Origin of the sequence: Marinobacter sp. LV10R510-11A (genome assembly GCF_900215155.1) — a bacterium.
GTDB lineage: Bacteria > Pseudomonadota > Gammaproteobacteria > Pseudomonadales > Oleiphilaceae > Marinobacter.
Genome location: NZ_LT907980.1, coordinates 421,972 through 446,438, shown reverse-complemented (window position 1 = coordinate 446,438; position 24,467 = coordinate 421,972). Strand labels below are relative to the sequence as shown.

Here is a 24,467-nt window from a genome sequence, read left to right as displayed (position 1 = left end):
GAACTGGTAACCGACAGGCTCCCGGCCAGCGGGCAACGCCCTGCTTCACAGGGAAGAGTCACCTCAAACTGCTGAACGGTTACTTCCGAAGGCAGCCAGGCTAGCAATTCTGACCGCCATTGATTCTTTTGTCGCGGCTCAGCTTCGAGCGGCTCACCCAGTTTTGTGTACAAATCGAGCCTCAGATACCCGGCCGTCAGTGCCGTCAACTGCGGCTGCCACCCGCCTCCCCATTCAGGCAAGCGCCAACCCAGTGACACATCCCTGCCGTGCAACGCTACATCCCTTGCCGGAACGGACTGGGTAAGCGTTAGCTCGCGCACCGATACGCCACTGAACGAGAGATCCAGCCCCTGCCACTCCAGCGTTTCAATACCGTTTTGTTGCAGCGTCTCGTTCCAGAAGTGGCGAACCGCCAGAGCACTCAACAGTATGGATACTACCCAAACCGTGAACAGACCCCATGCAAGTGGTTTCCAGGCAATGCGCATTGCGGGCTATCTCCTGAGCCTTTACCGATTTGATAATACAGCTCTACCGCACATTGGTCGCTATAGCTGAAAAGGTTATAGTAACTGCTCAAATGCCTCAAACATGATCTGCCTCCTTGTTGTCTGCCTGGCTGGTTCGTATCAGTGTCGGGCGGCCTGTATCCAGCGCTTTGATCAACTGGCCTTGCTTCTCCTGAATACCCTGTGCAGCCTGCTCACGCACCGGGCCATAGCCCCGCACTTCACTAACCAGTTCCGCCAGCTGAAGGAAGGTGTCGTAATTGCTGGCATCCAGCTCTCTGACAATCCGCTCAACCAATTGCCGATAATCTTTTAGCTGAGCCCGATCCATCTTCCGGTCGGCGGAATAGCTGAACGGATCAATAGCCGTGCCACGCAGCACGCGGAATTTTGCCAACAGTTTGAATGCGCGGAACATCCAGGGACCAAACTGGCGCTTTTTAGGCCGGCCCTGGACATCAGTGCCCCGATTCATAATGGGCGGAGCCAGGTGGAAGTGAACCTTGAAGTCGCCTTCGAAGGTGTTGTTCACCTCCTTCATGAAGTCAGTTTCCGCAAAAAGGCGGGCCACTTCGTATTCGTCCTTGAAGGCCATAAACCGATATAACTGCTGGGCTACGGCACGAGTCAGCAAGTTGTTGCTCTCGCCCAGTTTCGCCTCTGCTTTACGAACGCGCTTTACCATCTCCGTATAGCGATCCGCCCAGCGCCGGTTCTGATAGTTCACCAGATGCTTGTGGCGGATAGCGATCAGCTCGTCCAGCCCCGGCTCCGGCTTCACGTCTTCTACTCTGGCCTCGCCGGTATTCAGCAGGTCGGTAATGACCTTCACATCTGTAGCGGCCACGCGCCCCCAGCCGAAGGCTTCCTTGTTGCGCTCAACCGCCACGCCATTCAGCTCAATGGCTTTCATCAGCGCAGCCTGAGACAGAGGTAACAGGCTGCGCTGCCAGGCAAAGCCCAGCATCATCACGTTGGAAAACACCGTGTCGCCCAACAGCTTCTCGGCAATGCCATTGGCATCCATCTGTGCAAAGTTATTATCGCCAACAGCGTTACGGATCAGATCCAGGCGTTTGTCTGCCTGCATGTCCGCATCCCTAAACAGCACATAATCTGCAGTAGGCAGTTCCGCTTCGTTGGCCACTACACGGGTGTGATTGGGCCGCAGAACGCTCAGCGCTTTCTGGGAAGAAGCAACTACCAGATCACAGGCAATCACTGCATCGGCCTGGCCGTTACTGATACGAACCTGATGCAGTTTGTCTGGAGACGGTGCCATGCGAACGTAACTGAGTACCGTACCGCCCTTCTGGGCAAAGCCGGTGAAATCCAGCACCGAGGTGCCCTTTGATTCAAGGTGCGCCGCCATGGTGATGAGCTGGCCCACGGTTACGACGCCGGTGCCGCCGACACCACCCACCAACAGATCGTATGAACCCGTCAGCTCCGGCAAAACTGGCTCCTGGATATCGGTAAGCTTGCCTGTGAGCACAGAGCCCGTATCCATGCCGCGGGATTTGCGCAGCTGGCCACCTTCGATGGTGACAAAGCTCGGGCAGAATCCATTCAAGCACGAGAAATCCTTGTTGCAGGAAGACTGATCAATCTTGCGTTTGCGGCCCAGCTCCGTTTGGCGCGGCACCACCGAAAGACAGTTCGACTGCACAGAACAGTCGCCACAGCCTTCACACACGTGATGGTTGATAAACGCCCGCTTGGCGGGATCCGGATACAGGTTACGCTTGCGCCGGCGACGCTTCTCTGCAGCACAGGTCTGGTCGTAAATCAGAACGGTACAGCCGGGAATGTCACGCAGTTCCCTCTGTACTCCATCCAGCTCGGACCGGTCATGAAAGGTTACGTCATCTGGAAACAGCTGCTTGTGGCCATCGTACTTTTCGGGCTCATCACTAAGCACCACAACCCGGCGCACGCCCTCAGCGGCAACCTGCTGCGCGATCATCGGTACGGTGATCTCGCCATCCACGGGTTGGCCGCCGGTCATGGCCACCGCGTCGTTGAACAGGATCTTGTAGGTAATGTTGATGCCGGCCGCCACCGCCTGGCGAATAGCCATGGATCCGGAATGAAAATACGTGCCCTCACCCAGGTTCTGGAATATATGGGGGTTGCCGATGTACCGGCTCTTGCCGACCCAATTAACCCCTTCGCCCCCCATCTGGGTCAGCGATTCCGTGTTACGGTCCATCCAGGTCGCCATAACATGGCAGCCGATACCGGCCTGTGCCTTACTGCCGTCCGGCACTTTGGTAGACGTATTATGGGGGCAGCCCGAACAGAAATACGGCAGGCGTTTTACGCCACCCGGGTCCTGAGCGTTGCTCATACTGTTTATAGCGGCCAGACGCTCGCTGAAATCCTCGCCGAAGAAGCGGCCGAGGCGGGCGGCCAGAAAGCCGGCTATCAGAAGGGGGCTCAGCTCGCCGACATAGGGAATCAAGGGGCGGCCCAGTTCATCCTGCTTACCGGTAATCAGCACCTCGCCGGGGCGATCCGGTTCAGACATAGCCTCTTTGATCTGGCTCTCAATAATGCCCCGCTTTTCCTCGACAACCAGCACTTCTTCCTTGCTGTGCACAAAGTTGAGAATACCACGGCGCTCGATCGGCCATACCAGGCCCACTTTGTAGATATCCAGCCCCATCTCACGGGCACGATCTTCATCAATACCCAGCAGATCAAGCGCTTCCAGCAGATCAAGGTGGCCTTTACCGGTGGTGACAATGCCAAAACGTGCCTGGGCATCATTGAACAGGCAGCGGTCGATGGGGTTAGCGCGAGCAAACGCCTGCACAGCCGCCAGCTTGTGCTCAATGCGGGTTTCCAGCTGAGGGCCCGGCAGATCCGGCCAGCGATAGTGAAGGCCGGTTTCAGGCGGAGTGAAATCGTCCGGGGTTACAAACTCCGGCAACGGCGGCAGCTCTACCGACGCAGCACTTTCCACGGTTTCAGACACCGCTTTGAAGCCCACCCAGCAGCCGCTGTAGCGCGACAACGCAATACCCCAAAGCCCAAACTCCAGGTACTCGGCAATATTAGCCGGGTTAATCGTGGGCATGAAAAAGCTCATGAACGCCACATCAGACTGGTGCGGCATGGAGGACGACACACAGCCGTGGTCATCACCGGCAACCACCAGAACGCCACCATGAGGTGAACTGCCATATGTGGTGCCGTGCTTCAATGCATCCCCGGCACGGTCAACACCGGGCCCTTTGCCGTACCAGATCCCGAATACGCCATCCACCTGGCGATCATCATCGGTCTCCACCTGCTGAGTACCCAGCATGATGGTCGCCGCAAGGTCCTCATTAATCGCGGGCACAAAATCGATGCGGTTTTCATCAAGGTGCTTTTGAGCTTGCCAAAGGGCCAGATCATAAGCACCCAGGGGTGAGCCTCGATAGCCGCTCACCATACCGGCCGTATTGAGCCCCAGCTTGCGATCCAGCGCGGCCTGCATCAAAGGAATGCGAACCAGCGCCTGGGTTCCAGTCAGGAATACCCGGCCCGAGTCCCGCAGGTAGCGATCTTCAAGTGTGTAATTATCTAGCTGAGAGATGTCGGCTGACATGGCACCCTCCTTCATTGTCGATTTTATGACCAAAAGTCTAGAGGGAAGTTCGCAAAAGGTGCTTGCTTATTGGGCGAGAATTTTTACTGATTGCACAAGATTCTTTGATGAATGACAATTCTACCGAAGATCCTTTTGTGAAAATCAGGTGTTACTAAATGAAACAGGTGGGACTGGATAAACTCGACCAGCGCATTCTTGCGATACTGCAACAGGATGGCCGAATCAGTAACCAGCAACTGGCAGAGCAGATCGGGCTATCACCAGCAGCCTGCTGGCGGCGGGTAAGAACGCTTGAAGAAAGCGGCGTCATCACAGGTTATAGCGCACACCTCGCCGCGGAACGCATCGGCCAGGGGCTGTGCGTACTGATCAACCTTTCCCTTCTGCGGCACACCATAGACAGTACGGCGGAGATCGAACAGCAGGTGAGCAGTTACCCGGAGGTACTGCAATGCTTCGCAGTTACCGGTAATGCGGATTTTGTATTGCGGGTAATCGTGCCGGATATGGCCAGTTACGACCGCTTCCTGAACGAAAAAATCTTCACCTTGCAGGGCATTGCGCAGGTTAACTCCAACTTCGTGCTGCGGGAGATCAAAAACACCCAGACGATTCCTCTAGGGAGTGCTGTGTAGAGAGTGCTACGTAGAGCGCGCTATGTAGCGATTGCTAAATAGCTCTGCGCTGGCCGTGAAGCCACAGCAGTACAACGGCAACCAAGGCTATGAACATGCCTGAAAGCCCAAAAGACAAACCAAAACCACTCATTCCAAGAACCGCGCCGAACAGTAGCGGTGCCACAAAGTGAACAGCCCGGTTGGCCATCAGGCGCATACCCAGCGCCCCGGACCTCTGCTCCCGCCCTACACTCTCAGCCAGAACAACCATCGACAGGGGTTGCGTGAGACCCCCACCCAGCCCCACCAGCATCGACAAGAGTGCAATTGCAAACACATTACTCGCGAATCCCATACAGGCCAGGCCTGCCGACATAGTGCACAACGCCAGAATTGTTGCTTTCTCGCGCCCGCCAACGGCGTGAATAATCCGGGGAATAAACGGCCGTATCACCATGGAAACGCCCGACCTCAGGCTGATCAGCACACCGATCATCACCGCGCTCATTTCCAGGCTATCAAGGTAGACGGGCATATAACTGCCGTAAACACCCAGAGCAAACATACCCGCCACAGTAATGGCGATTGATACCTGAACACCTGTATTGCCGCGTATCAGTGAGGCCTGGGCACGAAACCCGGTCTGCTTGCCGCTAACAGACATGCCCAATGTTGCATCACCGGTCAGCGCCAAGCCTGAGAGCCCGCCCAGCAAAGCAATACCGGCCATAACCAGAAACAGGTTATCGACGCCACCTGCCCAATGAATCCAGCCACCTGCCAGCAAAGGCCCAATCACCTGCCCGCCAGACAGCCAGGTGGCATACCAGCCAAAATAGCCTTCCAGCTTTGGGCCGGTTGCCAGCGACGAGATGATCGTCTGGGCCGACAACACCATCTGAAGGTGTGCCAGCCCTATTAACAGCTGGCCGCCAATGAGCCCGTAATAGCCGGGCAGAAGCTGCATAAGCAGCAGGCCCGCAGTCATTACAAGCGCGCCGGCCACCAGTGTAATCCGGCCTCCGTGGCGCGCCACCAAGCCGCCCAGAGGAATGGCCAGCAAAAAAGGAAGCAGATACTGAGAACTAAGAATGACACCCAGCATCAGGGGAGAAGCACCGAGCTCGAGGCCGTAAACCGGTACGGTCACCAGTAGCATCGAGTAAACAACGAAGCAGAAAGTGAGCGATACACACACGGCCACGAAGTTCTGGCCGGCTTCATCAGTCGGCCGTCTCAGGAGGTTTTGCAGCGTTGGTTTTTTAATAGGTCACCGGGTTGCAGCGATAAATCCGTCAACCTGCAGTCTATTACTTTTGCATCAACATTTCAGACGGTCATCACTGCGCTTCATGGTCGCCACAATCGATCCGGCGACCACCAGTAAAGCCGCAAGTGGTAACCGCCAATCCGGAGCCGTAACGCCAGCAATCACCAGAAACGCAGCCGCCAGCACGGGCACTCCATAGGCGAGGCTACCCACCAGGGCCGCCGGTCCATTACGGAGCGCCAGGTCCCATGCCACCATGGCAAGCCCATAAGGCCCGACGCCAAGCGCAACGCCGGCAACAAGCGCCAGGCCGGATGGCAACCCGAAAGCGCTACCCGAAAGAACATCAGCGATTGCCGCTCCCACCGCCGCCAGCAGAAAAAGCCCGGGCATTAGCGGTGCAATCGCAACAGGCGCCGCCTGGCAAATCCACGAATACAATGCCCAGCAGCAACCGGCCATCAGAGCCAGCGCGTACCCGACCATGTATTGCGAAAGTCCCGCACCTCCCGCTTCCGGGGAAAGTAACACCGCAGCGCCAGAGAACGCGATAAGTGCGCCACACAGAACAGGAAGAGGGAGCCGGTGATGGAAAAGCCACTGACTCATCACAATGAACATCACCGGCCAGGTGTAGGTAATCAGCGCTGCCTCGGCGGTCGGCGCCATTCCGATACCCGTCAGATAACCGCCAACAGCCCCAAGTATCAAAGCCGGTAACAGGCCATAAATAGCCAGTTTCCACTTAAGGGACATCGGCGCATGAACCTTTTGGTCACCACGGCTACGCCGTTTGCGAATGCTCATCGGCAAAGCCACTATGGCACCACTGAGCAGAGCAATGGTGGTGAGCTGGAACGGCGGTACCGAACTGGCAATATCCACCAGCAAGGGCGCGCCAGCCCAGAGCACAACGGCAAAAAGCGCGGCAATAATACTGATAACTAGTGGGCGGGAAGGGCTTGTCAATGTGCGCACCGTCGTGACTCCTGTTGCTGTGGGTGGATTGAAAAGAGATGGATTGGACTCGACAGTGACAGCCTATACACCTAAGATTCATCACAACATCAATGGTTTTTGATAGGTTACATCAACAGGATTGATACATTGAGAACACGAGTACTGGACTTGAACATGCTGCTCACGCTGGTGACCATCGCAGACACCGGAACCGTGACAGCAGCAGCGGAGCGCCTGGCCTACACCCAGTCCACGGTAAGCATGCAGTTGAACCGACTGGAAGCCGCGCTTGGCGTTCCGCTTCACGAAAAGGACGGGCGGCGCATCCGGTTTACGGCCGAGGGCCAGAAGCTGGCGGGGTATGCCAGAAAGATGCTGGAACTCAACAACGAGGCCGTTGATGACGTGCAGCAACGCCAGGTTTCCGGGCAGCTGAACCTTGGTATTCCGGAGGATTATGCGTTCCTGCTGACCTCGGTCCTCTCTCACTTCAACCGACAGTTTCCCGCGGTACAGTTACAGGTTACCTGCAGATCAAGCGTGGAGCTGGTGAAGCAGGTACAGGCGGGAAATATGGATCTGGCCGTGGTTACGCGCCAGTCGCGATCCCCGGGAGGTGAAGTCATCCGGCGGGAGCCACTGATGTGGGCTGTCGGCGCCAACGCCCAACCCTCTCTGACCGATCCGATACCGCTGGCGCTCTACTCCCCCGGCGCCGACGTATTCCGCGAGGTTGCCGAGCAGGTTTTGGCAAACGCGGGGCGGGATTGGCGAATGGCCTACTCCAGCCAGTCAATGACTGGCCTCATGCCGGTAGTCGCAGCAGGGCTGGCAGTCGCCGTTATCACCCGTAATATGCTCACGCCCCAGTTGCGAGTGCTGGACGAGCGCAGCGGCATGCCCGCGCTGCAATCCGTGGAGATTGCCCTGCACCGGCCATCCGGCCGGCCGTCGGAGCCCGCGAAGCAATTAGCTGAACTGATTCGGAGCCACTTGTCGACGGGGGAGTAGTCCTGCATCTAGACTTGCTCTAAAACCCAAACCAACCAAACGCGAGAACAAAAACAAGCGTATGGCTTCTTACGGGTCATCAAAAGCAGCCATCCGCACCGATGCTCTTAAATCTGTGTTGAACGACGACATCGAGAAAAAAATGCTGGAACACACCCCTATTCAGCGACTGGGCGAGCCCCAGGACATGGCCAACGCCGCCCTGTTTCTGTGCTCACCTGCCGCAGGCTGGGTCAGCGGGCAGATTCTGACGGTATCTGGTGGCGGCGTTCAGGAACTGGACTGATCAGGCAAATGGCGAAGGCGCCGCCTTAAACTCCGCATAAAGCTCTGGATGATCCTCACGGAGTCGTGACAGGTTGGCTTGTGCGCCGCCTGGCAACATCTTGAGTAAGTCCTTCTGCTCTGCATCGGTCAGATGTTTACGGAGGAACGGGAATAGCTGATCACGCTCGACCTGCAAGTAGGCGCGATGAGCATCGAGATAGGCCTTGAGGTCGGCGGCGAAACGATCCATGGGCACCACGGCATCCATTAGGATCATGTCGACATTCTTGGAAAGCAGGTCCAGGCGCTTACGCAAGGCTTGGTAATCCTCGGCCATTTGACGGCTCAACGCCTCGGCGTCGGGCTCCTTGGCTAGCAGATGCTCGCTGTACAGACGCTCCAAGGGCATGATGAAGCCGTCCATATACTCGAGAATGTAGTCCACGATCTCACGTATCAGATGAAAGTCTGGGCGCTCTCCCTGTTCCAAGGTCGTGTGCCTGAGCAAGAGTACATGCAGCAGCCGCGCCATATTGACGTGATCGCGACGCAATTGATTAAAGGTAGCCATGATAACGCGTCCTATATTGGTGGTTCGTGTCGTGGTTATCTCACACTATAAGCAGGAGTGGATTCAACAGTAGACAGCAGGCCACCACGGCCAATTTCTGTTGAGGGATAATTCTCCGAGTCCCATATTGGATTGTTCGTTATTGTAATGCCAGACCTACAGAGGGTGGCGTAACCCTAGACGCTTTAATACAGGCTTTTCTGAAATCCAACGAACACTTCCCGGAAATTCCCAACCGGCGCACCCAGCTAGCATCCACCACGCCCCAGCCGGAAGTTTTCAAGGCCGAGTCGATCAGCTCTGTGTGGGTTTCGGCTTCATTTACGGTAGCTTCCTGAAATAACGGCATCCAGACTGTAGTGTTTGCGCTTGCGTTCAACGCTTCGGCCACCTTCGGATTGAACCTGTAAGAAATCCTTACAAGTTGCCGGCTCTGCCAACTCACCTTCCGCATAGATATTTTTCAGGTGCGTCGTGATGCTTTGTGGTTTGACATCAAACAGAATTCCCATCTGTGCCTGCGTCAGCCAGAGCGTTTCGTGGCCCGAGTCTAGCCGCACTTCAACAGCATTCTCGGAGTTTTCATAAATGATGATTGGGGTTTCGTTTTCTGTGGTCATATCATGGCCTCCCTAGCCTAGCTTTCCATGTTTCCGCTGTGAGTTCGCCGGCGAATGCCTTTTGTAGCAAAGATTGTTTGAGTTCAGCAAGCGCTGATGAATTTTTGTTGGTACATAGGAGAAATGTCAGATTGGGCTATTAATTGGTAGATCGGCACTTTCATGATTTGTGCTCCGCCAAAAGCTTGAAGTTCCACAGATCCTCAGCAACGGCCTCGATGACCGGCTTGAGTTCCAGCGGTTTCAGCCACCGTTGCGGGATTACATTCACGCCTAGCATCGTGCCTAGAATATTCCCAGTGATGGCACCAGTCGAATCCGAATCACCATCATGATTTACCGCCAGAACGATAGCCTGCTCAAAGCTCTCTGCAACTAGTGCACAGTAAAGAGAAATGGCGAGAGCTTCTTCAGCTACCCAGCCCTCCCCCAACTGAGTTATTGCCTCGTGATGCGAGGTGCCTGCCTTGCTAAGCCGAACCGCATCATCGAGTGCATTAAGGGTTTCCCCATGGCCTCGGTGAGACATTAACAGTATTTTGGCGTGCTCAAGGGCTTCCAACAAAGTGGCGCCATCAGCCAGCGCGTATATCATCGCCGCAAGCACCCCACCAGTAAGGTATCCACTTGGATGGCCGTGGGTGAGAGCAGCAATGTCTGCGCCCATCTCAAAGACTTTTTCCGTCTCGGACTTATCGGTAAAGTGCCAACAGAAAAGCCCTACTGGCGCTACCCGCATAACCCCACCGCAGCCTTTGCTGTCATTTACCGCAGGTTCACCCGCCTGTTCCATATCTCGCAGCGCACTCAGGCATGTCATCCCTGGGGCACGCTGATTGTGAAGCTCCCGTTGTTGATGCAGCCAACCATCCATATGCGCCGGCACGCGCTGGTTACGCTCACCTTGAGTAGCCAGCCAGCGAATGTAGGCGTGAGCTACGGTGCTCGTAAAGCTCGTAATTCCCTTGTGAAGCCCTTGCACCTGCCCCCTCAGCAAACCTTCAGCTGTATACAGGGTCATCTGAGTATCATCGGTGATCTTGCCCTTGCCTCCGTAAGCATCGGCATAGTCCGTCAGACCGTTTTCACCGAACCGCTGAAGGATCTCGGAGCGAGACATGAATTCCACGGCACCACCCAGAGCGTCGCCTACTGCGCCACCCAACAGGCATCCTAGAAAGCGCTCTCTGGTGCCGCTCTTGGGTTCAGTGGTCGAGTTCCAAAGCTGAGAATTGTCTTCCATTGTTTCACCATGCCAGATCGTTTCCGCCTCGGGTTCATAATCAGGCGCCAGGCTGTAAAAAAGACCGATTTCTTGCACAACAGATCCGACATTACGAGGTTGATAGTTAGCCTGTGGCCGAAATTCGGGACTTTTTCCACCATCGCTAAAAACACCCAGCCCATATTGCCAGTAAGACAAATAGGGGCGGCCTGCATCCGCCGCATAAAGCTGTCCATTGCCAGCAGATGCATCCAAGGCGTATTCCCAGTTATTCTCACGCGTAGCAACCCCATGCTCCGGATGAGGTTTTCGCGCCAGACCAATCAGTGAGCGAATAGAGCCTGCATCCAACGGCTGATAGACCGCCACCCTCAACCTGCCATCGCTTCTCGGAATTATAGCCGCCAGCACACGCTCAGCCCGCTGGACGGCAATCAGTCCATCGTTCAGATTTACCGGCCCCACTTCCAGCCACCAGGTATCGCCCGCAGCCGTGATCGATTCACGCTCATCAGCGGTGTCGAGAAGGCCGAGTAACCGGCTCTGTGCTACTTCCAGAATTTGCCAGTTATGGCCAGCTTCGTCGCTTCGCAGCTGCAGTCCATAAAGCATCAGCTCGAAAGATAGCTGGCCATTACCCGCTACTGCCTGGGTGAGATGCTCCTCAGAGATAGGGTAAGCAATATTGGGTAAACCGAGCCGATCTAGTAATTCAGGCTTCAGGTGAAGATCTATAAGACTTTCCATGGAACAGATTACTCTTCAAAAAGTGGAAAACTCTCATTAGCGGTAAACCTAAGCCGGGATCTACACATTAGCGCTCGCGGTTTCAAAATCTTAATTCAATTCAATCAGCTTTTTCGTCCAATTGTTGCTGTAGTGCCTGCCTAATCAGTCCCATTGCATAAGGAAGCTCCTCTTTTGAGGCCAAGGGTAGCTCTACATCACCGTTACCCCAGCGACCAATATTAGTAACATCGCGAGTCAGGCTATGGGGATCATCCAGGTCGGAGACTGAAATATTCAGTGAAAGAAGCAAGCGTTTGGCCTGCGGTATAACATCCACAAAATTGGTCTCAGCTTTGAAGGCGATATAGAGCTTTCTAATGTCCATGTAGACACAAGGATCAAGCGCTAACACCTCTTGATTCAGTGCGTCGAATAACTCTCTAGCGTGCCCGCCGGCAAGGGAAGGATGCGTTTCCAGAGTATACTCAACGGCGTTAGGTTGTACGGGGTTACGATAGGCGTCTAAAACATCTTCACTCAAAGACGGCGCTTTCCAGACGCTTGCTGCTCGTTTCGAAAGCGCTTCCGCGCGCTCTTCGATCGCTTCCACACCCCATGAGTCTCTGTGCCTCAGTTCTTCATTGAGGTGCAGTGGACTGTGGGCGAAGCCAATAAATTTTCCCTGTTTATCCTTGGCGTCACGCTTCTGCAAAAACGGCTTATCGGAATAGGAACTGTTGTAAGCCGTCAGTGTAAGATTGCCGAGGGTGTGTAAGTACTTCCCGTGGATGTTCTCCCAATCTAAACCCAATGCCTCGCGCCACTCAAGCGATAGCTCCGGGTTCTGAGGCATCACGTGTTCGACTGTAAATTCATCTACCAAGACAGGTTCTTTGCGACCATAATTCTCCAAGCGTCTCAGCCAGTAGCGTTGATTGCGGAAGTGATAAAGATCCCGTTCACGGAGTAGCTCTTGAAACTCGCTATCACGCGGGAATCGACGGTAGGATGGCAAAAACAAAAACGCGGCTTTGAGACTCTCTAAGTATCTGTCTTTTTTGAGGCTGTGCGTAAAGCGCGCGAAGGTCCGGTTGAGGGAGTTGGTAGGTATACTGCAAATAGCGCGGCGAAAGACGTAGCTCTCTATGAGTCTGACGATCTCTTCCAGCTCCTCGGCGCTTAACAGAGCCCTCTCTTTGTAATCATGGTAGACCTCAAGCAGGAGTGGGTAAGCTACATCTACCTTTAACTCCCGCAAATCTCTGAAAGCTGCTTTCAAAGACGTATGGGGCTCTTTGCCCAGAGCCATGGCACAGTAATGCTTGGCGTAGGTGTGGACTTCAGCCACTAAGTTGCGGGTAGTTCCATTATAGCGTGCTGCATAGCGCTTAAAGGCAGCGTAAACATTGTTAATATTTGGGATATCACCGGTTACTGTCGTGAGATAGTGGCGCATAAAACTGTCGAAGTGGCGGTCATATGCCGCTTGCCCAAAACCATCCTCCATGCTTCGCCAATAATGGCAATAAAGGTATTCCTGCTCATCCGGATTTTGCCCCATTAGGATGTAGTTACGAATCAGATCGGCCTGGCTGAGATCCAGTCCGGTGGAGTTCATGCTCTCGAAAACGAGTTGAGGATTGTCGCGTTTACGCTCTAACGCTACTGCAACGATTTCTAGTTTAGATAATCCAAGGTACACATTATCCAACTTCTCTGGGTTGGCTTTAAACCACTCCTTAAAGAAATCATAATTTGCCATGACACACGTGCTGTGCGGCTCTGGCATCGGGGTCTTGTCAATTAGGGAAATCAAGGTAGGGCGGTCGACGTCAGACAACACGACCTTGTACATCATGTCACCGCTCTCATTTGGATTGATTAAAAATCGGCGACGGAGCATTTCAGCCTTTTCATTAACACCATCATTGGCAAGATGATCATAGAGGGCAAGGAGCATCAAGGTAACGGTTGTCAGGCGCTGCTGACCATCAATCACCATAAGCGGTTCTTGTTTAACCAAGATTGATTGCGCGCGCTCGACGTAGACGATTGTTCCTAGAAAGTGTGCGGCCGCATGCTCATCGTTGCCGACGGCAAGCACGTCTTTGAGGAGTTGCCAACACTGACTTTCTCTCCAGGAGTAGTTGCGTTGGTAGATCGGGATCCGGAATTGGCGCGGCTTTTCCAGAACTTCCATTAGGTTGGCTTCTCCTGCCTTCATTTTTGCTCCTTTGATGTATCGGGCCGATTGATATCTGAAAGAACACCGTCGGTAAACATGTTGTCCCGTTTAGCTTTTTGAAGAAATCATTCACGCATTGTGTGTCCGCGAGCTTTTAGGTTTGCGTAACTCTTGCGTTTGTCGTGATCGGTGAGCGCTATAACGATCCTGCCGCTCTTTCCAACTGCCATAGCGCTTGAGTCCTCTATGACTAGCGGTGTTATGTGACAAAAACACGCTAGCATGTAGCATTGCAGATCGCACTAGCATCTACTCCACCACTGGATGACAGGCGTCACCAAGAGAACTAAGCGGATATATGCCGCATGTGATTAGCCCGATGTGCAACTTGCCAGCCGCCCCAATCCATTCGCCATGTCCTCAATTTGGCTCCGCCACGCCAAACTGTTTAGCCACCGCGAGGGTATGCTGGCGTCGCCCCATGCCGCACCCGCGACCTGTCCCGTAACCGCCCCAACCGTGTCGGCATCGTCTCCCAGATTCACCGCTGTAATGAGTGCGGTTTCGAAGTCCTCCGAGTGGTAACAGGACCAGAGTGCGGCCTCCAAGGTGTCGATCACGTAGCCACTTGATGAGACCTGCTCACGCCCAAGCTTACGAAAAAACCCGCGCTTGATTCGGCCAATTTTCATACCTCGCTCGCAAGTGTCAGGCAGATTTTCAAGCACCGCTTTCAACTCCGCGCCCTCTCGCAGCTCCCAGAGAATTGCACCCAGTAACTCCGCCGCATCCAGGCAGTCTGCACTGGAATGTGTTGTGCGGCTGCTGTCAATCACATGTTCCAAAGCCTTAGCGCGGTCCGTGCTCGCAAAAATGGCTGGCGCCAGGCGCATAATTCCACCGTTGCCGCTTTCGAACGGGTTATCCGTGCCGGCATAACTCACACGAGTTTGCTCAAAACGTTTTAAGGCGTTGCGAGTGGTACCGCCAATATCAATGCAGCAGCCGTGGCACGACAAATACCCGTCATTCATCCAACGAAGATAGCGTTCAAGCTGGTCTTTCGAGTCAAACCCTTGGCACTGAACTATGCTCTGTGCCAGGCACAAAGCCATAGAGGTATCATCCGTCCACTCGCCAGGCTTTACATTGAATGCGCCACCTCCGGTCATTTCCGTATGCAACGGGAAGGTATCCCGGCGTCGAAACTCGACGGTGGTCCCCAGCGCGTCGCCACAAGCCAAACCCAGCAGTATACTTTTCGCAAATTCGGTATTGTCTTTCATTTGCCGTCTCCTTAATGATGGAAGCAGCCTATACACTCTATGCGTCACATTTTGTCGCAACGGGCTATAATAATGAATTGCACAGCGACATCACCCAAACAACCGGAAAACCCATGACCCTGAACGATCGCGCGCTTGGTGGACTTTTAGCACTGGCTTGTGGAGATGCTCTGGCCAACGGCGTTGAATTCAGTCCCCGTGGAAGCACTGAAATCACAGATATGCACAGCACCCGCCGCTACCTTCCGGTCGGCCAATGGTCTGACGATACGGGACTGGCGTTGTGCCTGGGAGAAAGCCTGGCTAAGACAAACGGCTTTGATCCCGCCGATCAAATGCGCCGTTACGAGGGGTTTTACGATCGCAAAGAAGGTTGGCCGTGTGAGCTGGCACTCACCCCGGGCAACACCCTTGGTGCAGCACTGAACAAATTCGAAAACACCGGTGAAGCCTTTTCGGGTTCCACTCACCCCCTAGCGGCAGGGAACGGCGGTTTGATGCGCCTTCTTCCTGTTGTGCTGGCCGCCCACCCGGACATGGCACTTGTGCGCCTTTGGGCGCGGGAAGCCACACGCACCACGCATGGTGCCCAAGAGTGTCTGGAAGCCAGTGAATTGCTCGCCTTTATCCTCCACCTCTTACTCCTTGGCGAGGACAAATCCGACGCGCTATCAGCAGCGGCTGACCAAGCCTGGCAAAGCAAAAAAATCCTGGCACTAGCCCGAGGCGAATACCTCAATAAACCGGAGACGCTGATCAAAGCTAAAAGCTATGTGGTCGACACCCTGGAAGCTGCCCTTTGGTGCTTCGCATCAACCAGTTCGTTGGAATCCGCATTGCTCACCGCCGCCAACCTTGGTGACGATTGCGATACGGTCGCCGCCGTAACAGGCCAGCTTGCTGGATGCCATTATGGCATCGACGGAATTCCCAAAGACTGGCTAAACGTGTTGGTGGGCAAACGTCGCATAGAAACATTGGCCAAGCAGTTAATCGGCATGACGCCTCAAGGCGAATAACGACAGGGAATGCATCGTACCCATGGCGACTCAGCTTCAACGGCAAATTGAAATACTTAAAATTCTCCCTCGCCCGGGCCAGGCGAAGTCCACCAAGGAAATCCACAAAATCCTCGGTGAGCGTGGCTATGCCACCAGCAAACGCAGCGTAGAGCGGGATCTGGCCAGCCTTCTCGATACGTTCCCGCAAGCCATTTATTGTGAAGACAATCAGGGCGATAACGGGCGAGCAAGTTACTGGCATTTAACGAGCCTTAAAGGCCTGTTGCCGGAAACGCTAATCAACAACAGCGACGCGGCTTTAGCCCTTACCCTGCTAAAACAGCAGGCCTACAACCGATTACCCCGCGGCGTTTACAATCGCCTCGACTCCCTATGGGAACAAGCAACCGCTACGGCCGCTCAAAACCGCGACACTCAACAGTGGATGCAGCTGATTCAGTACCTGCCTGACCCAATGCGCCCGGAGTCTCCGCCCATTAGTGCAGAAGTACAAAGCATCGTCGAAGATGCGCTTAGGGACACCGATGCACTAGACCTGATCGTCACAACACTGAATGGCGAGACAACCTACAGCAAACTTCAGCCATTGCGCCTGCTGCTACAGGAAGAAGTTCTGTATCTACTCGCCGAAAACCCCGGCGCCAACACCATCGACGACAGCATTAAACTGATCCCGCTGCACCGCATTACCCAAGCAAGCGCCAGCCTGAGCTTTAACGACAGCTCACTGGAGCCGGACCTTGCGCAACAGTTCGCGCTGGGTATGGAAGGCTCGTTTCGTTTAGTCATACGCGTAAATCAGCCCTTGGCCGAAGCCCTGTTCAACCGCCCCATTGGCCGGGAGCAGAACCTGGAGCGGAGCAGCGACAGTCCGAGCCATTACATCGTTACCACCTATATAGAAGACAGCCCGCAGCTACGCCGATGGTTGTCGCGGCGAATAGAAACAGAGCTGGAAATTCTGGAGCCAGAGGGGTTTCTGAAGCAAAGCTGACCAAGCGCGAGTTGTAGAACTCCCCGTCAGTGCATTTATCGTTCGAATCTAGACTTGCGATACGTTGCGACATAATCTGTCGCAACGTATCCGCTATTATCGTGTTGTTCTTTGGAACAGCTGGCAATAAATAATAAATAATAAATAAGGCAAGTCAGTTAACAAAGAAAACAACACAACGCGATGACCTTTCGTATCAGCATCAAACAACCTGCCAAGGAAAACCTATGAACCGCCTTAAAAAAGAAGAAGCCCGCGCGTACCAAAAAGCACGCGAGGGTTTGAGCGAAGCTGACATCAAACGGGTAAACGAAGAAGATGCCCGTAACCAGCAAATTTCACAGCTTGCACGTACCCTGCATTTTGAATTGTTTCCGGAAGAGTCCGATAACCAACTTGATTCAATTTCCGACGCCGCCGACCGCCGGCGCGGCATTAACCCAATGAACGCTGAATACACGGCGAAAGTGAATGCGCGTCGTGAGGAACTCGGGGTAAGCCCACTTGGACCAAACGGCATGCCAACCAACAATGACAGCTGGGATTTCGCCTATCGTGAAGCCCGGAATCAGGTTACGAGGTCAGAGACAATCTAAAGCTACTGAACTTATGCATACCAGTCTCGTCGCCTCATTGATTAGCCTGAAGCCACGCCTAAAAATGCCCGCCGACACCTCTAAATTTCTCAACAAAACTTGATATCTTTTGAAAAACGCTCTGCTTCTTGGCTTTGTACTGTGGATTCAGCGGGCTCATTTTAGGCAGTGTTGCATTTAACTCTGTACCGTTCTCGCTGGCATATTCTCGTTTCAGCGAGGCGCTGATATAGCGTTTAGCCGCTGTTTTATTCAAGCCCTCTGAACGAATCAGCTCTTCTGCCTCACGGCTCTGCTCTGCCTGTGCAAATTTAAAGAACTCGTCAATAATAGTGGCCTTATCGCCAATATCGTCGAGGTCGGTCTGGCTGATAAAGTCGACAATCAGGATTTCTTTCGCTCGATTATCCAGGCTCGCACGAATCAACCGGCGCACTTCTTCGATTAATTCACTCTTGGTTTTTTTCTTTTTGTTTTGCTCGAAAATTAGCTCGAGTATATAATCAAGGTTAATTTCTTGCGACTTAAGCAAGTCCACTTCAAATACCACATCGTCCCAATCAAGGGTAGATTGAGCCTGGTTTTCAGCTGATTTTTCGCGGCGCAACCAATCCCGAATGTCATTATAGGTTGAACGATAATCCTGAATCTTTCGTTCAGCTGGCATCCTGATAGTTTGTAACGTCGCTAAATCTTCATCACCTAAGTAGTGCTCAGCCTTGAAGACTTCAACTGCCTCTTGGTCGCTTACATCAACGTTTTGCAAGGCCTTAAGGCTGGCAAACTCGTCGTAGTTTTGCAGGATGTTCTCTGCGCGCAAGTACTCGCCAAATACTTTAGTAAAGTCTTTCTTGTCTTTTTCTAAAACAATCTTATCCGGGTCAGGAAAGCGTTGTTCCAATTCCGAGACCACATCCATAAAACCACGCCGCGCTTCACCCGTGACAACATCGGTAAAGCCATCCATGTATTCTCTGTAACTTTTTTCAAGCACCACATTTTTGGTGTTTTTAACACCGAACAGGGTAATGGAGTCAATCGTCGCTTTTTCCAAATCCCGAAAAGTCACGATATTGCCGAAGGTCTTGGTGGCATCATAAATACGGTTGGTGCGCGAATAGGCCTGCATTAAACCGTGGTAACGCAGGTTTTTATCCACAAAAAGGGTGTTCAGCATGGGGGCATTAAAGCCGGTTAAAAACATGCCGACCACAATCAGCAGGTCAACTTCCTTAGATTTAACGCGTTTGGCCAAGTCACGGTAATAGTTTTGAAATCCGTTGCTATCTACACCGAAGTTGGTTTTAAAAAGGACATTGTAGTCGGAAATCGCGGCGCTTAAAAATTCTTTGGCGCTGCTGTTCATGGCCGACACGTCAAAACTTTCGTCCGGAATGTCGCCCACAGCATTTTGTTCTTCATTGGCGGCAAACGAGAAGATGGTGGCAATTTTCAGTGGCTTATTCTTTTCTTGATATAAAGGATCGGCCTGCAACTGACTCAGCGTTTCATAATACAGCTTCGCGGCATCAACACTGCTGACGGCGAACATGGCATTAAAGCCGTTGCTGCCCGCTTGTTTGCGATGGGTTTTTTGGCGATAGTTATTTAAAATATACCGAGAAATTTCCCGAATACGGTCTGGGTGCAATAAGGCTTGCTTGTTTTCCGCCGCCGTCAGCTTTTTCTCGTCTTGTTCAGCTTCAAACACTTTAAACTGCGGGCGCACATCATTGTAATCGACCTTAAACTTCAACACCTTTTCATCACGAATAGCGTCAGTAATCACATAAGAGTGCATCTCACGGCCAAACACGTCGGCGGTGGTTTCAGCACCCAGGGCATTTTCTGGAAAAATCGGCGTACCCGTGAAGCCAAACTGATAATAGCGCTTAAACTTTCGCTGCAAATTTTTCTGCGCTTCACCAAACTGGCTGCGGTGGCATTCATCAAAAATAAATACCACTTGCTTGTGGTAGATGGCTCGATCGCCTTCTCCCTTTATCAGATTGTTGAGCTTTTGGATGGTGGTGACAATGATTTTATTGTCGTCTTTATCCAGATTACGCTTTAGCCCCGCGGTGCTGTCAGAACCGTTGACACTATCGGGTGAAAAGCGCTGGTATTCTTTCATGGTTTGGTAATCGAGGTCTTTTCGATCGACCACGAAAAACACCTTGTCGATAAACTCCAACTCGGTGGCCAGACGCGCCGCTTTAAAACTGGTTAAGGTTTTACCAGAGCCGGTGGTATGCCAAATAAAACCACCGCTTTCTGTGTTGCTCCAATTCTTGGCTTGGTACGCACTACTAATTTTCCATAAGATACGCTCGGTGGCGGCAATTTGATAAGGGCGCATCACCAGTAAGGTATCGTTGACATCAAACACCGAGTAATGCAACAGCACATTCAATAAAGCGTTTTTTTAAAAAAACGTCGCGGTAAAATCCTTTAAGTCTTTAATTAATGAGTTATCTGCACGCGCCCAGTTCATGGTGAAATCGAAACTGTTAATATTGCGCTTCACGGTATTAGCAAAATAGCGGGTGTCGGTACCGTTGGAAATCACAAATAACTGCAAATATTTATACAAAGAGTTATCTGTGTTGAAGCTCTCCTTGCTGTAACGGTGTACTTGATTAAACGCCTCGCGAATTGCCACACCGCGTTTTTTCAGCTCAATTTGCACTAGCGGTAAGCCATTCACCAAAATAGTGACATCGTAACGGTTGGCGTAACTGCCGGTTTGTTCAAACTGTTTAATAACTTGCACCTTGTTACGGGCAATGTTGTTTTTATCAAGCAAGTAGATGTTTTGAATACGGCCATCGTCAAACACAAAATCATAAATATAGTCGTCATGAATTTTGCGGGCTTTATCGGTAATGCCGTCGCTGGGCCTATCCAAATAGGTTTCCACAAAGCGCAACCACTCACCCTCTGCAAACTGCACATTATTCAAAGTTTGCAACTGCACACGCACGTTAGCCAGCATCTTCTCAGGCGTGTTCAAGCCAGGGACAAATTCATAACCCTGGTTTTGCAGATCTTGAATAAGTTCACGCTCCAACGCGTCTTCGCTTTGGTAGCTATCAGCCACCTGCCATGCCTTGGTGTATGTATCCAGAACGATGAAGTTGTTCGATTCGGCGATGGGGGTGTAGGTAATCATTTCTGTGCATCCTTTTTCTGCAGTAGTTTTTGCACTTCTCGGTCAAAATCCGATTCGATTTTTTGTTGCTGGTTAAATTGCTCATATTCAAGGAAAGCTTTTTGCTCAGCAGCTTTGCGCGACATGCGACCATAACCTTCCAGTACTTGATATTCATTGAAGGCTAGAAACTTATTAACGCTCTCGGCAAAGGCTTCCATGGTAAAGGTGTTGCGGCGCTCAATAATGCCTTCGATGTAATCAAAGAACGACGATACTGTGCGTTCCAATTTTCCAATATCGCTTTCGCTCAAATAGTTTTTCGCAACAACAGTGTCTGATTTTAATACGCGACCTGCCGGGGCATTCTTATAGCTGGTCATACCCATTAGCGGCATATTCGCATCAGCATTCAGCGAGATAATTTCCGCTGCCGTATGGCCGGTGATGGCAAAATGAAACTTGTCTTGCACATGGGCATAAAACAATCGAGTGGTTTCTGATTTGCGGTCGTAATCAATGCTGCACTCGGCAAAAATGTCGGTAATCTGTTGATAGACACGACGCTCACTGGCGCGGATTGAGCGTACCCGCTCCAGCAGCTCTTTAAAGTAATCTTTACCAAAAAACTGGCCGTTTTTAAGGCGCTCATCATCCATGGCAAAGCCCTTGATGACGTATTCTTTAATCAACTGCGTTGCCCATATCCGGAACTGGGTGGCTTGCGCAGAATTCACCCGATAGCCAACAGAAATTACCGCGTCGAGGTTGTAATATTTGACCTTATTGGTTTGGGTTTTTCCCGCGATGGCGCCGTGCTCTGTGGTTTGTTCCAAAATGGAACATACCACTTGTTCCTCTAATTCACCGCTCTCAAATATATTCTTTAAGTGCTTGGTAATCGCAGGGCGCTGTACGCCAAACAACTCGGCCATGCGCTCCTGCGTTAGCCAGATGGTCTCGTTACTCAGTAACACCTCTACCTTTATTTCGCCACTAGGTGCTGTGTACAGCAGAAACTCTGTGGTCTGGTCTTGCAAGCTGATATTTTTGGACATAGGGTTCCTTCCTTATGTATTAACGGCAGTTTCAGCTTCAGGCTTAGGAAAGCTCAACAGTAGATCGCGGTAATACTCGTATTGCTTTTGGCGCAATGCAATCTCACGCGGCAAGCCTTCGCTGATGGAGTTGGTCAGCGCGTCGAATTTATCGAGAATGGAGACGATATGCTTCTGTTCCGAGAGCGTGGGAACGGGTACCTGGAAATTTAAAAACATTGGCCTACGGAGAGAGGTAACAGATGAACTCACCGATGCTTTTTGGATGTACGCGTAAAAATATGCAGCTATATAGTGATATATAAATCTCGGTTCCATAACTTCCTTTGGAACGATACGATATGCTCGCTGATGTAACGCATATTTCCCCTCTGCATAGTGATATACTTTTCCTACTCCAGCACCATCTCCAGCAGTGATGATTGCAGTTTCATCAAAGTCAAACACGTCTAGCTTTAACGGTGCCCGACCGCGGGCATAGAAGATATAATCGCCACCCTCGATGGCATCCTTTGTGTCATGACTACCCGTACCAATTACGGCAACTTCTCCCAACGTCTTCCACTCCACTTCCCTTTCTTCAAAACTCAACAACTGGTCGCGATAGTAGTTGTATTGTTTTTTGCGGGCGGTGAGTTCGGCGGTCAGCTCGGTGAATGTGTCCAAAATGCGGACGATTTCGGCTTGGATTTCAAGTGATTTTTCTGGGTAGGCAGGGCATGGGATGGGGATTGGAATGTTTTTTATCATCGGCTTGGTAAGCTGCGGTATACCAGCCACTGGAACTTCATAACTATTTTCAATGGTTTTCATGAAGTAGTAGGCATACTTCAGGTCTAATTCAATCTTCGGTGTTAGCACTAGCAAACGGACAATCGGGAAAAAAGGTTTGGTTCTAAAGCTTGTCCAGCCAATTGTTCCTCTTGCCGATATAGTTAGACTCGGTTTTTCAATTTTTGATTTGTCAGTCCATCCATATAGAGATTTATTGCCGATTCCATTAGATAAAATGGGGATGTTAAATTCCTCGGTTTTAATCTCCGACAATGCACCTTTTGGAGCATCGCCGCCTGCGTAAACATCAAACACGCTATTCAATGCTTTCCATTCCACTTCAACGCCACCCAACAGCTTTTCCAAGCAGCTCATACTGCTCATACTTCAACCCCATCGACTTCGCTCACGTCGCCTTCTATCTGGGCCACAATGGCATCAATATCTTCATGTAGCTGGTCAATCTTGGCGACGGTAGTTTTTAGCTCGGCGTTCAGTTCCGTAATATCAACGACTTCGCGGGTGTCTTCGGCTTCCACATAGCTGCTCACCGACAGGTTGTAGTCGTTGGCGGCGACTTCTTCAAAAGGCACTGATCTAGCGAAGTATTCAGTATTCGCTTTGCTATCGAACACCTGCATAATCTGTTCGATGTTTTCATCGGTGAGGGTATTGTTGTTTGTTTCTTTTTTAAACAGGCCGCTGGCATCAATAAACTGTGTGGCGGTGTCGGTTTTATGTTTCGATAGCACCAGTATGGTCACCGAAATAGTAGTACCAAAAAAAAAATTGGGTGCGAGTGAAATTATCGTTTCCACATAGTTATTATCAACTAAGTATTGACGAATTTTCTTCTCTGCACCGCCTCGGTAAAAAATGCCGGGGAAACAGACGATGGCTGCACGGCCTTTACTGGATAAGTAGCTGAGTGCATGCAGTACAAAAGCAAAGTCGGCCTTGGATTTGGGCGCAAGCACACCCGCTGGAGCAAAGCGATCGTCGTTGATCAGAGTTGGGTCGTCTGAGCCTATCCACTTTAATGAGTAAGGTGGGTTAGAGACGATAGCATCAAAGGGTTTGTTATCACCAAAATGCGGATTTCGTAAGGTATCACCTAACATAATATTGAATTTATCGTAGTTGATGTTGTGCAAAAACATGTTCATACGAGCAAGGTTAAAGGTGGTGTGGTTGATCTCTTGGCCAAAAAAACCGTCTTCAATAATGTGGGCATCAAAGTGTTTTTTGGCTTGCAGCAGTAAAGAGCCAGAACCCGCAGCGGGGTCATAAATTTTATTGACGCTGGTTTGCTTGTGCATGGCGAGCTGGGCAATCAACCTAGACACATGCTGTGGGGTGAAAAACTCGCCGCCAGATTTACCGGCATTGGCGGCGTAGTTGGAGATGAGAAATTCATAAGCATCGCCAAACAAGTCGATGTGACTGCCTTCAAAGTCACCAAAATCAAGCCCGGCTACGCCCTTGAGTACAGCAGCCAAACGGGAGTTTTTGTCTTTTACCGTATTACCGAGGCGGTTGCTGGTGGTGTCAAAGTCGGCAAACAGGCCTTTGATGTCCGGCTCAGAGGGGTAGCCATTGGCAGAACTTTCAATGGCGGCAAAAATGGCAGCAAGGTCGGTGTTTAGACTCTCGTTGTTATTGGCACCCTTGGCGATGTTGGAAAACAGCTCACTAGGGTAAATAAAATAGCCCTTAGTCTTAATTGCGTCGTCTTTGATGTCGTTGGTGATGACGCTATCAGGCAACTCTGCGTAGTGGATACTGTCGTCACCGGCTTCAATGTAACTGGCGAAGTTTTCACTGATAAAGCGGTAAAACAGGGTGCCGAGTACATACTGCTTAAAATCCCAGCCGTCCACTGAGCCTCTTACATTATTGGCAATTTGCCAGATTTGGCGTTGCAGGGCGGCGCGTTGTTGGGTACTCGTCATTTTACTTTCCTGTTGAATACGTTTTAAGTCGCTATCGGCTCGAAATCCACTTGGAATTATAGGAGA

The 24,467-nt window shown here is 51.8% G+C and carries 19 protein-coding genes; 6 read left to right on the top strand and 13 right to left on the bottom strand.

Translation table 11 applies throughout. The features are described from left to right. Positions 1–588 precede the first annotated feature (588 nt). A complete protein-coding gene (locus CPH80_RS02220; RefSeq protein WP_096275417.1) occupies positions 589–4,110 on the bottom strand; it encodes an indolepyruvate ferredoxin oxidoreductase family protein in 3,522 nt (1,173 codons plus the stop codon). A gap of 158 nt (positions 4,111–4,268) precedes the next feature. Between CPH80_RS02220 and CPH80_RS02215 the strand changes: the two genes are divergently transcribed. Beyond that, positions 4,269–4,748 (top strand): Lrp/AsnC family transcriptional regulator, encoded by a 480-nt coding sequence (locus tag CPH80_RS02215; protein WP_096275416.1) that lies wholly within the window; start codon positions 4,269–4,271, stop codon positions 4,746–4,748. Between the two features lie 34 nt (positions 4,749–4,782). Here the strand turns inward: CPH80_RS02215 and CPH80_RS02210 are convergent, their stop codons facing one another. Together CPH80_RS02210 and CPH80_RS02205 are read right to left on the bottom strand one after the other, a co-directional pair. Continuing rightward, on the bottom strand, positions 4,783–5,934 hold the full coding sequence (locus CPH80_RS02210; RefSeq protein WP_264754814.1) for an MFS transporter: 1,152 nt from the start codon (positions 5,932–5,934) through the stop codon (positions 4,783–4,785). Between the two features lie 117 nt (positions 5,935–6,051). Beyond that, on the bottom strand, positions 6,052–6,978 hold the full coding sequence (locus CPH80_RS02205; RefSeq protein WP_096275414.1) for a DMT family transporter: 927 nt from the start codon (positions 6,976–6,978) through the stop codon (positions 6,052–6,054). Between the two features lie 129 nt (positions 6,979–7,107). Here CPH80_RS02205 and CPH80_RS02200 point away from each other — a divergent pair, with 129 nt between their 5' ends. Together CPH80_RS02200 and CPH80_RS02195 are read left to right on the top strand one after the other, a co-directional pair. Beyond that, a complete protein-coding gene (locus CPH80_RS02200; protein WP_096275413.1) occupies positions 7,108–7,971 on the top strand; it encodes a LysR family transcriptional regulator in 864 nt (287 codons plus the stop codon). Positions 7,972–8,032: 61 nt separating this feature from the next. After that, positions 8,033–8,257 (top strand): SDR family oxidoreductase, encoded by a 225-nt coding sequence (locus CPH80_RS02195; protein ID WP_197703597.1) that lies wholly within the window; start codon positions 8,033–8,035, stop codon positions 8,255–8,257. Here CPH80_RS02195 and CPH80_RS02190 read toward each other — a convergent pair whose 3' ends face one another. The 5 genes from CPH80_RS02190 to CPH80_RS02170 all read right to left on the bottom strand — a co-directional run bounded on the left by CPH80_RS02190 (position 8,258) and on the right by CPH80_RS02170 (position 14,854). After that, positions 8,258–8,809: a hemerythrin domain-containing protein gene (locus tag CPH80_RS02190; RefSeq protein ID WP_096275412.1), complete on the bottom strand. Its 552-nt coding sequence runs from the start codon at positions 8,807–8,809 to the stop codon at positions 8,258–8,260. It lies immediately after the preceding gene. Positions 8,810–9,126: 317 nt separating this feature from the next. Next, complete coding sequence (locus CPH80_RS22230) at positions 9,127–9,429, bottom strand: death-on-curing protein (protein WP_227520322.1); 303 nt, start codon at positions 9,427–9,429, stop codon at positions 9,127–9,129. 160 nt (positions 9,430–9,589) lie between these two features. After that, positions 9,590–11,401 carry an ADP-ribosylglycohydrolase family protein gene (locus tag CPH80_RS21920; RefSeq protein WP_197703596.1) on the bottom strand — a complete coding sequence of 604 codons (1,812 nt, stop codon included), beginning with the start codon at positions 11,399–11,401 and terminating at the stop codon, positions 9,590–9,592. A 100-nt stretch (positions 11,402–11,501) separates the two neighbouring features. Continuing rightward, positions 11,502–13,607 carry a DUF262 and DUF1524 domain-containing protein gene (locus CPH80_RS02175; protein ID WP_096275411.1) on the bottom strand — a complete coding sequence of 702 codons (2,106 nt, stop codon included), beginning with the start codon at positions 13,605–13,607 and terminating at the stop codon, positions 11,502–11,504. 332 nt (positions 13,608–13,939) lie between these two features. Next, on the bottom strand, positions 13,940–14,854 hold the full coding sequence (locus CPH80_RS02170; protein WP_096275410.1) for an ADP-ribosylglycohydrolase family protein: 915 nt from the start codon (positions 14,852–14,854) through the stop codon (positions 13,940–13,942). 113 nt (positions 14,855–14,967) lie between these two features. Here CPH80_RS02170 and CPH80_RS02165 point away from each other — a divergent pair, with 113 nt between their 5' ends. The 3 genes from CPH80_RS02165 (at position 14,968) to CPH80_RS02155 (ending at position 17,466) form a co-directional block, all read left to right on the top strand. Beyond that, on the top strand, positions 14,968–15,873 hold the full coding sequence (locus tag CPH80_RS02165; RefSeq protein WP_157746839.1) for an ADP-ribosylglycohydrolase family protein: 906 nt from the start codon (positions 14,968–14,970) through the stop codon (positions 15,871–15,873). A 22-nt stretch (positions 15,874–15,895) separates the two neighbouring features. Then, entirely contained in the window at positions 15,896–16,870 is a 975-nt protein-coding gene (locus CPH80_RS02160; protein WP_096275408.1) for a helix-turn-helix transcriptional regulator, read from the top strand. Between the two features lie 227 nt (positions 16,871–17,097). Further along, a complete protein-coding gene (locus tag CPH80_RS02155; RefSeq protein ID WP_096275406.1) occupies positions 17,098–17,466 on the top strand; it encodes a hypothetical protein in 369 nt (122 codons plus the stop codon). A 58-nt stretch (positions 17,467–17,524) separates the two neighbouring features. Here CPH80_RS02155 and CPH80_RS02150 read toward each other — a convergent pair whose 3' ends face one another. The 5 genes from CPH80_RS02150 to CPH80_RS02135 form a co-directional block, all read right to left on the bottom strand. Then, on the bottom strand, positions 17,525–19,879 hold the full coding sequence (locus tag CPH80_RS02150) for a type I restriction endonuclease subunit R (RefSeq protein WP_319823050.1): 2,355 nt from the start codon (positions 19,877–19,879) through the stop codon (positions 17,525–17,527). Positions 19,880–19,891: 12 nt separating this feature from the next. Next, entirely contained in the window at positions 19,892–20,638 is a 747-nt protein-coding gene (locus CPH80_RS22880) for a type I restriction endonuclease (protein ID WP_264754813.1), read from the bottom strand. Beyond that, complete coding sequence (locus tag CPH80_RS02145; protein ID WP_227520321.1) at positions 20,635–21,552, bottom strand: virulence RhuM family protein; 918 nt, start codon at positions 21,550–21,552, stop codon at positions 20,635–20,637. The genes CPH80_RS22880 and CPH80_RS02145 overlap by 4 nt, the downstream gene beginning before the upstream one ends. A gap of 135 nt (positions 21,553–21,687) precedes the next feature. After that, a complete protein-coding gene (locus CPH80_RS02140) occupies positions 21,688–22,833 on the bottom strand; it encodes a restriction endonuclease subunit S (protein ID WP_096275403.1) in 1,146 nt (381 codons plus the stop codon). Continuing rightward, complete coding sequence (locus tag CPH80_RS02135) at positions 22,830–24,401, bottom strand: type I restriction-modification system subunit M (protein WP_096275402.1); 1,572 nt, start codon at positions 24,399–24,401, stop codon at positions 22,830–22,832. The genes CPH80_RS02140 and CPH80_RS02135 overlap by 4 nt, the downstream gene beginning before the upstream one ends. Positions 24,402–24,467: the final 66 nt, after the last annotated feature.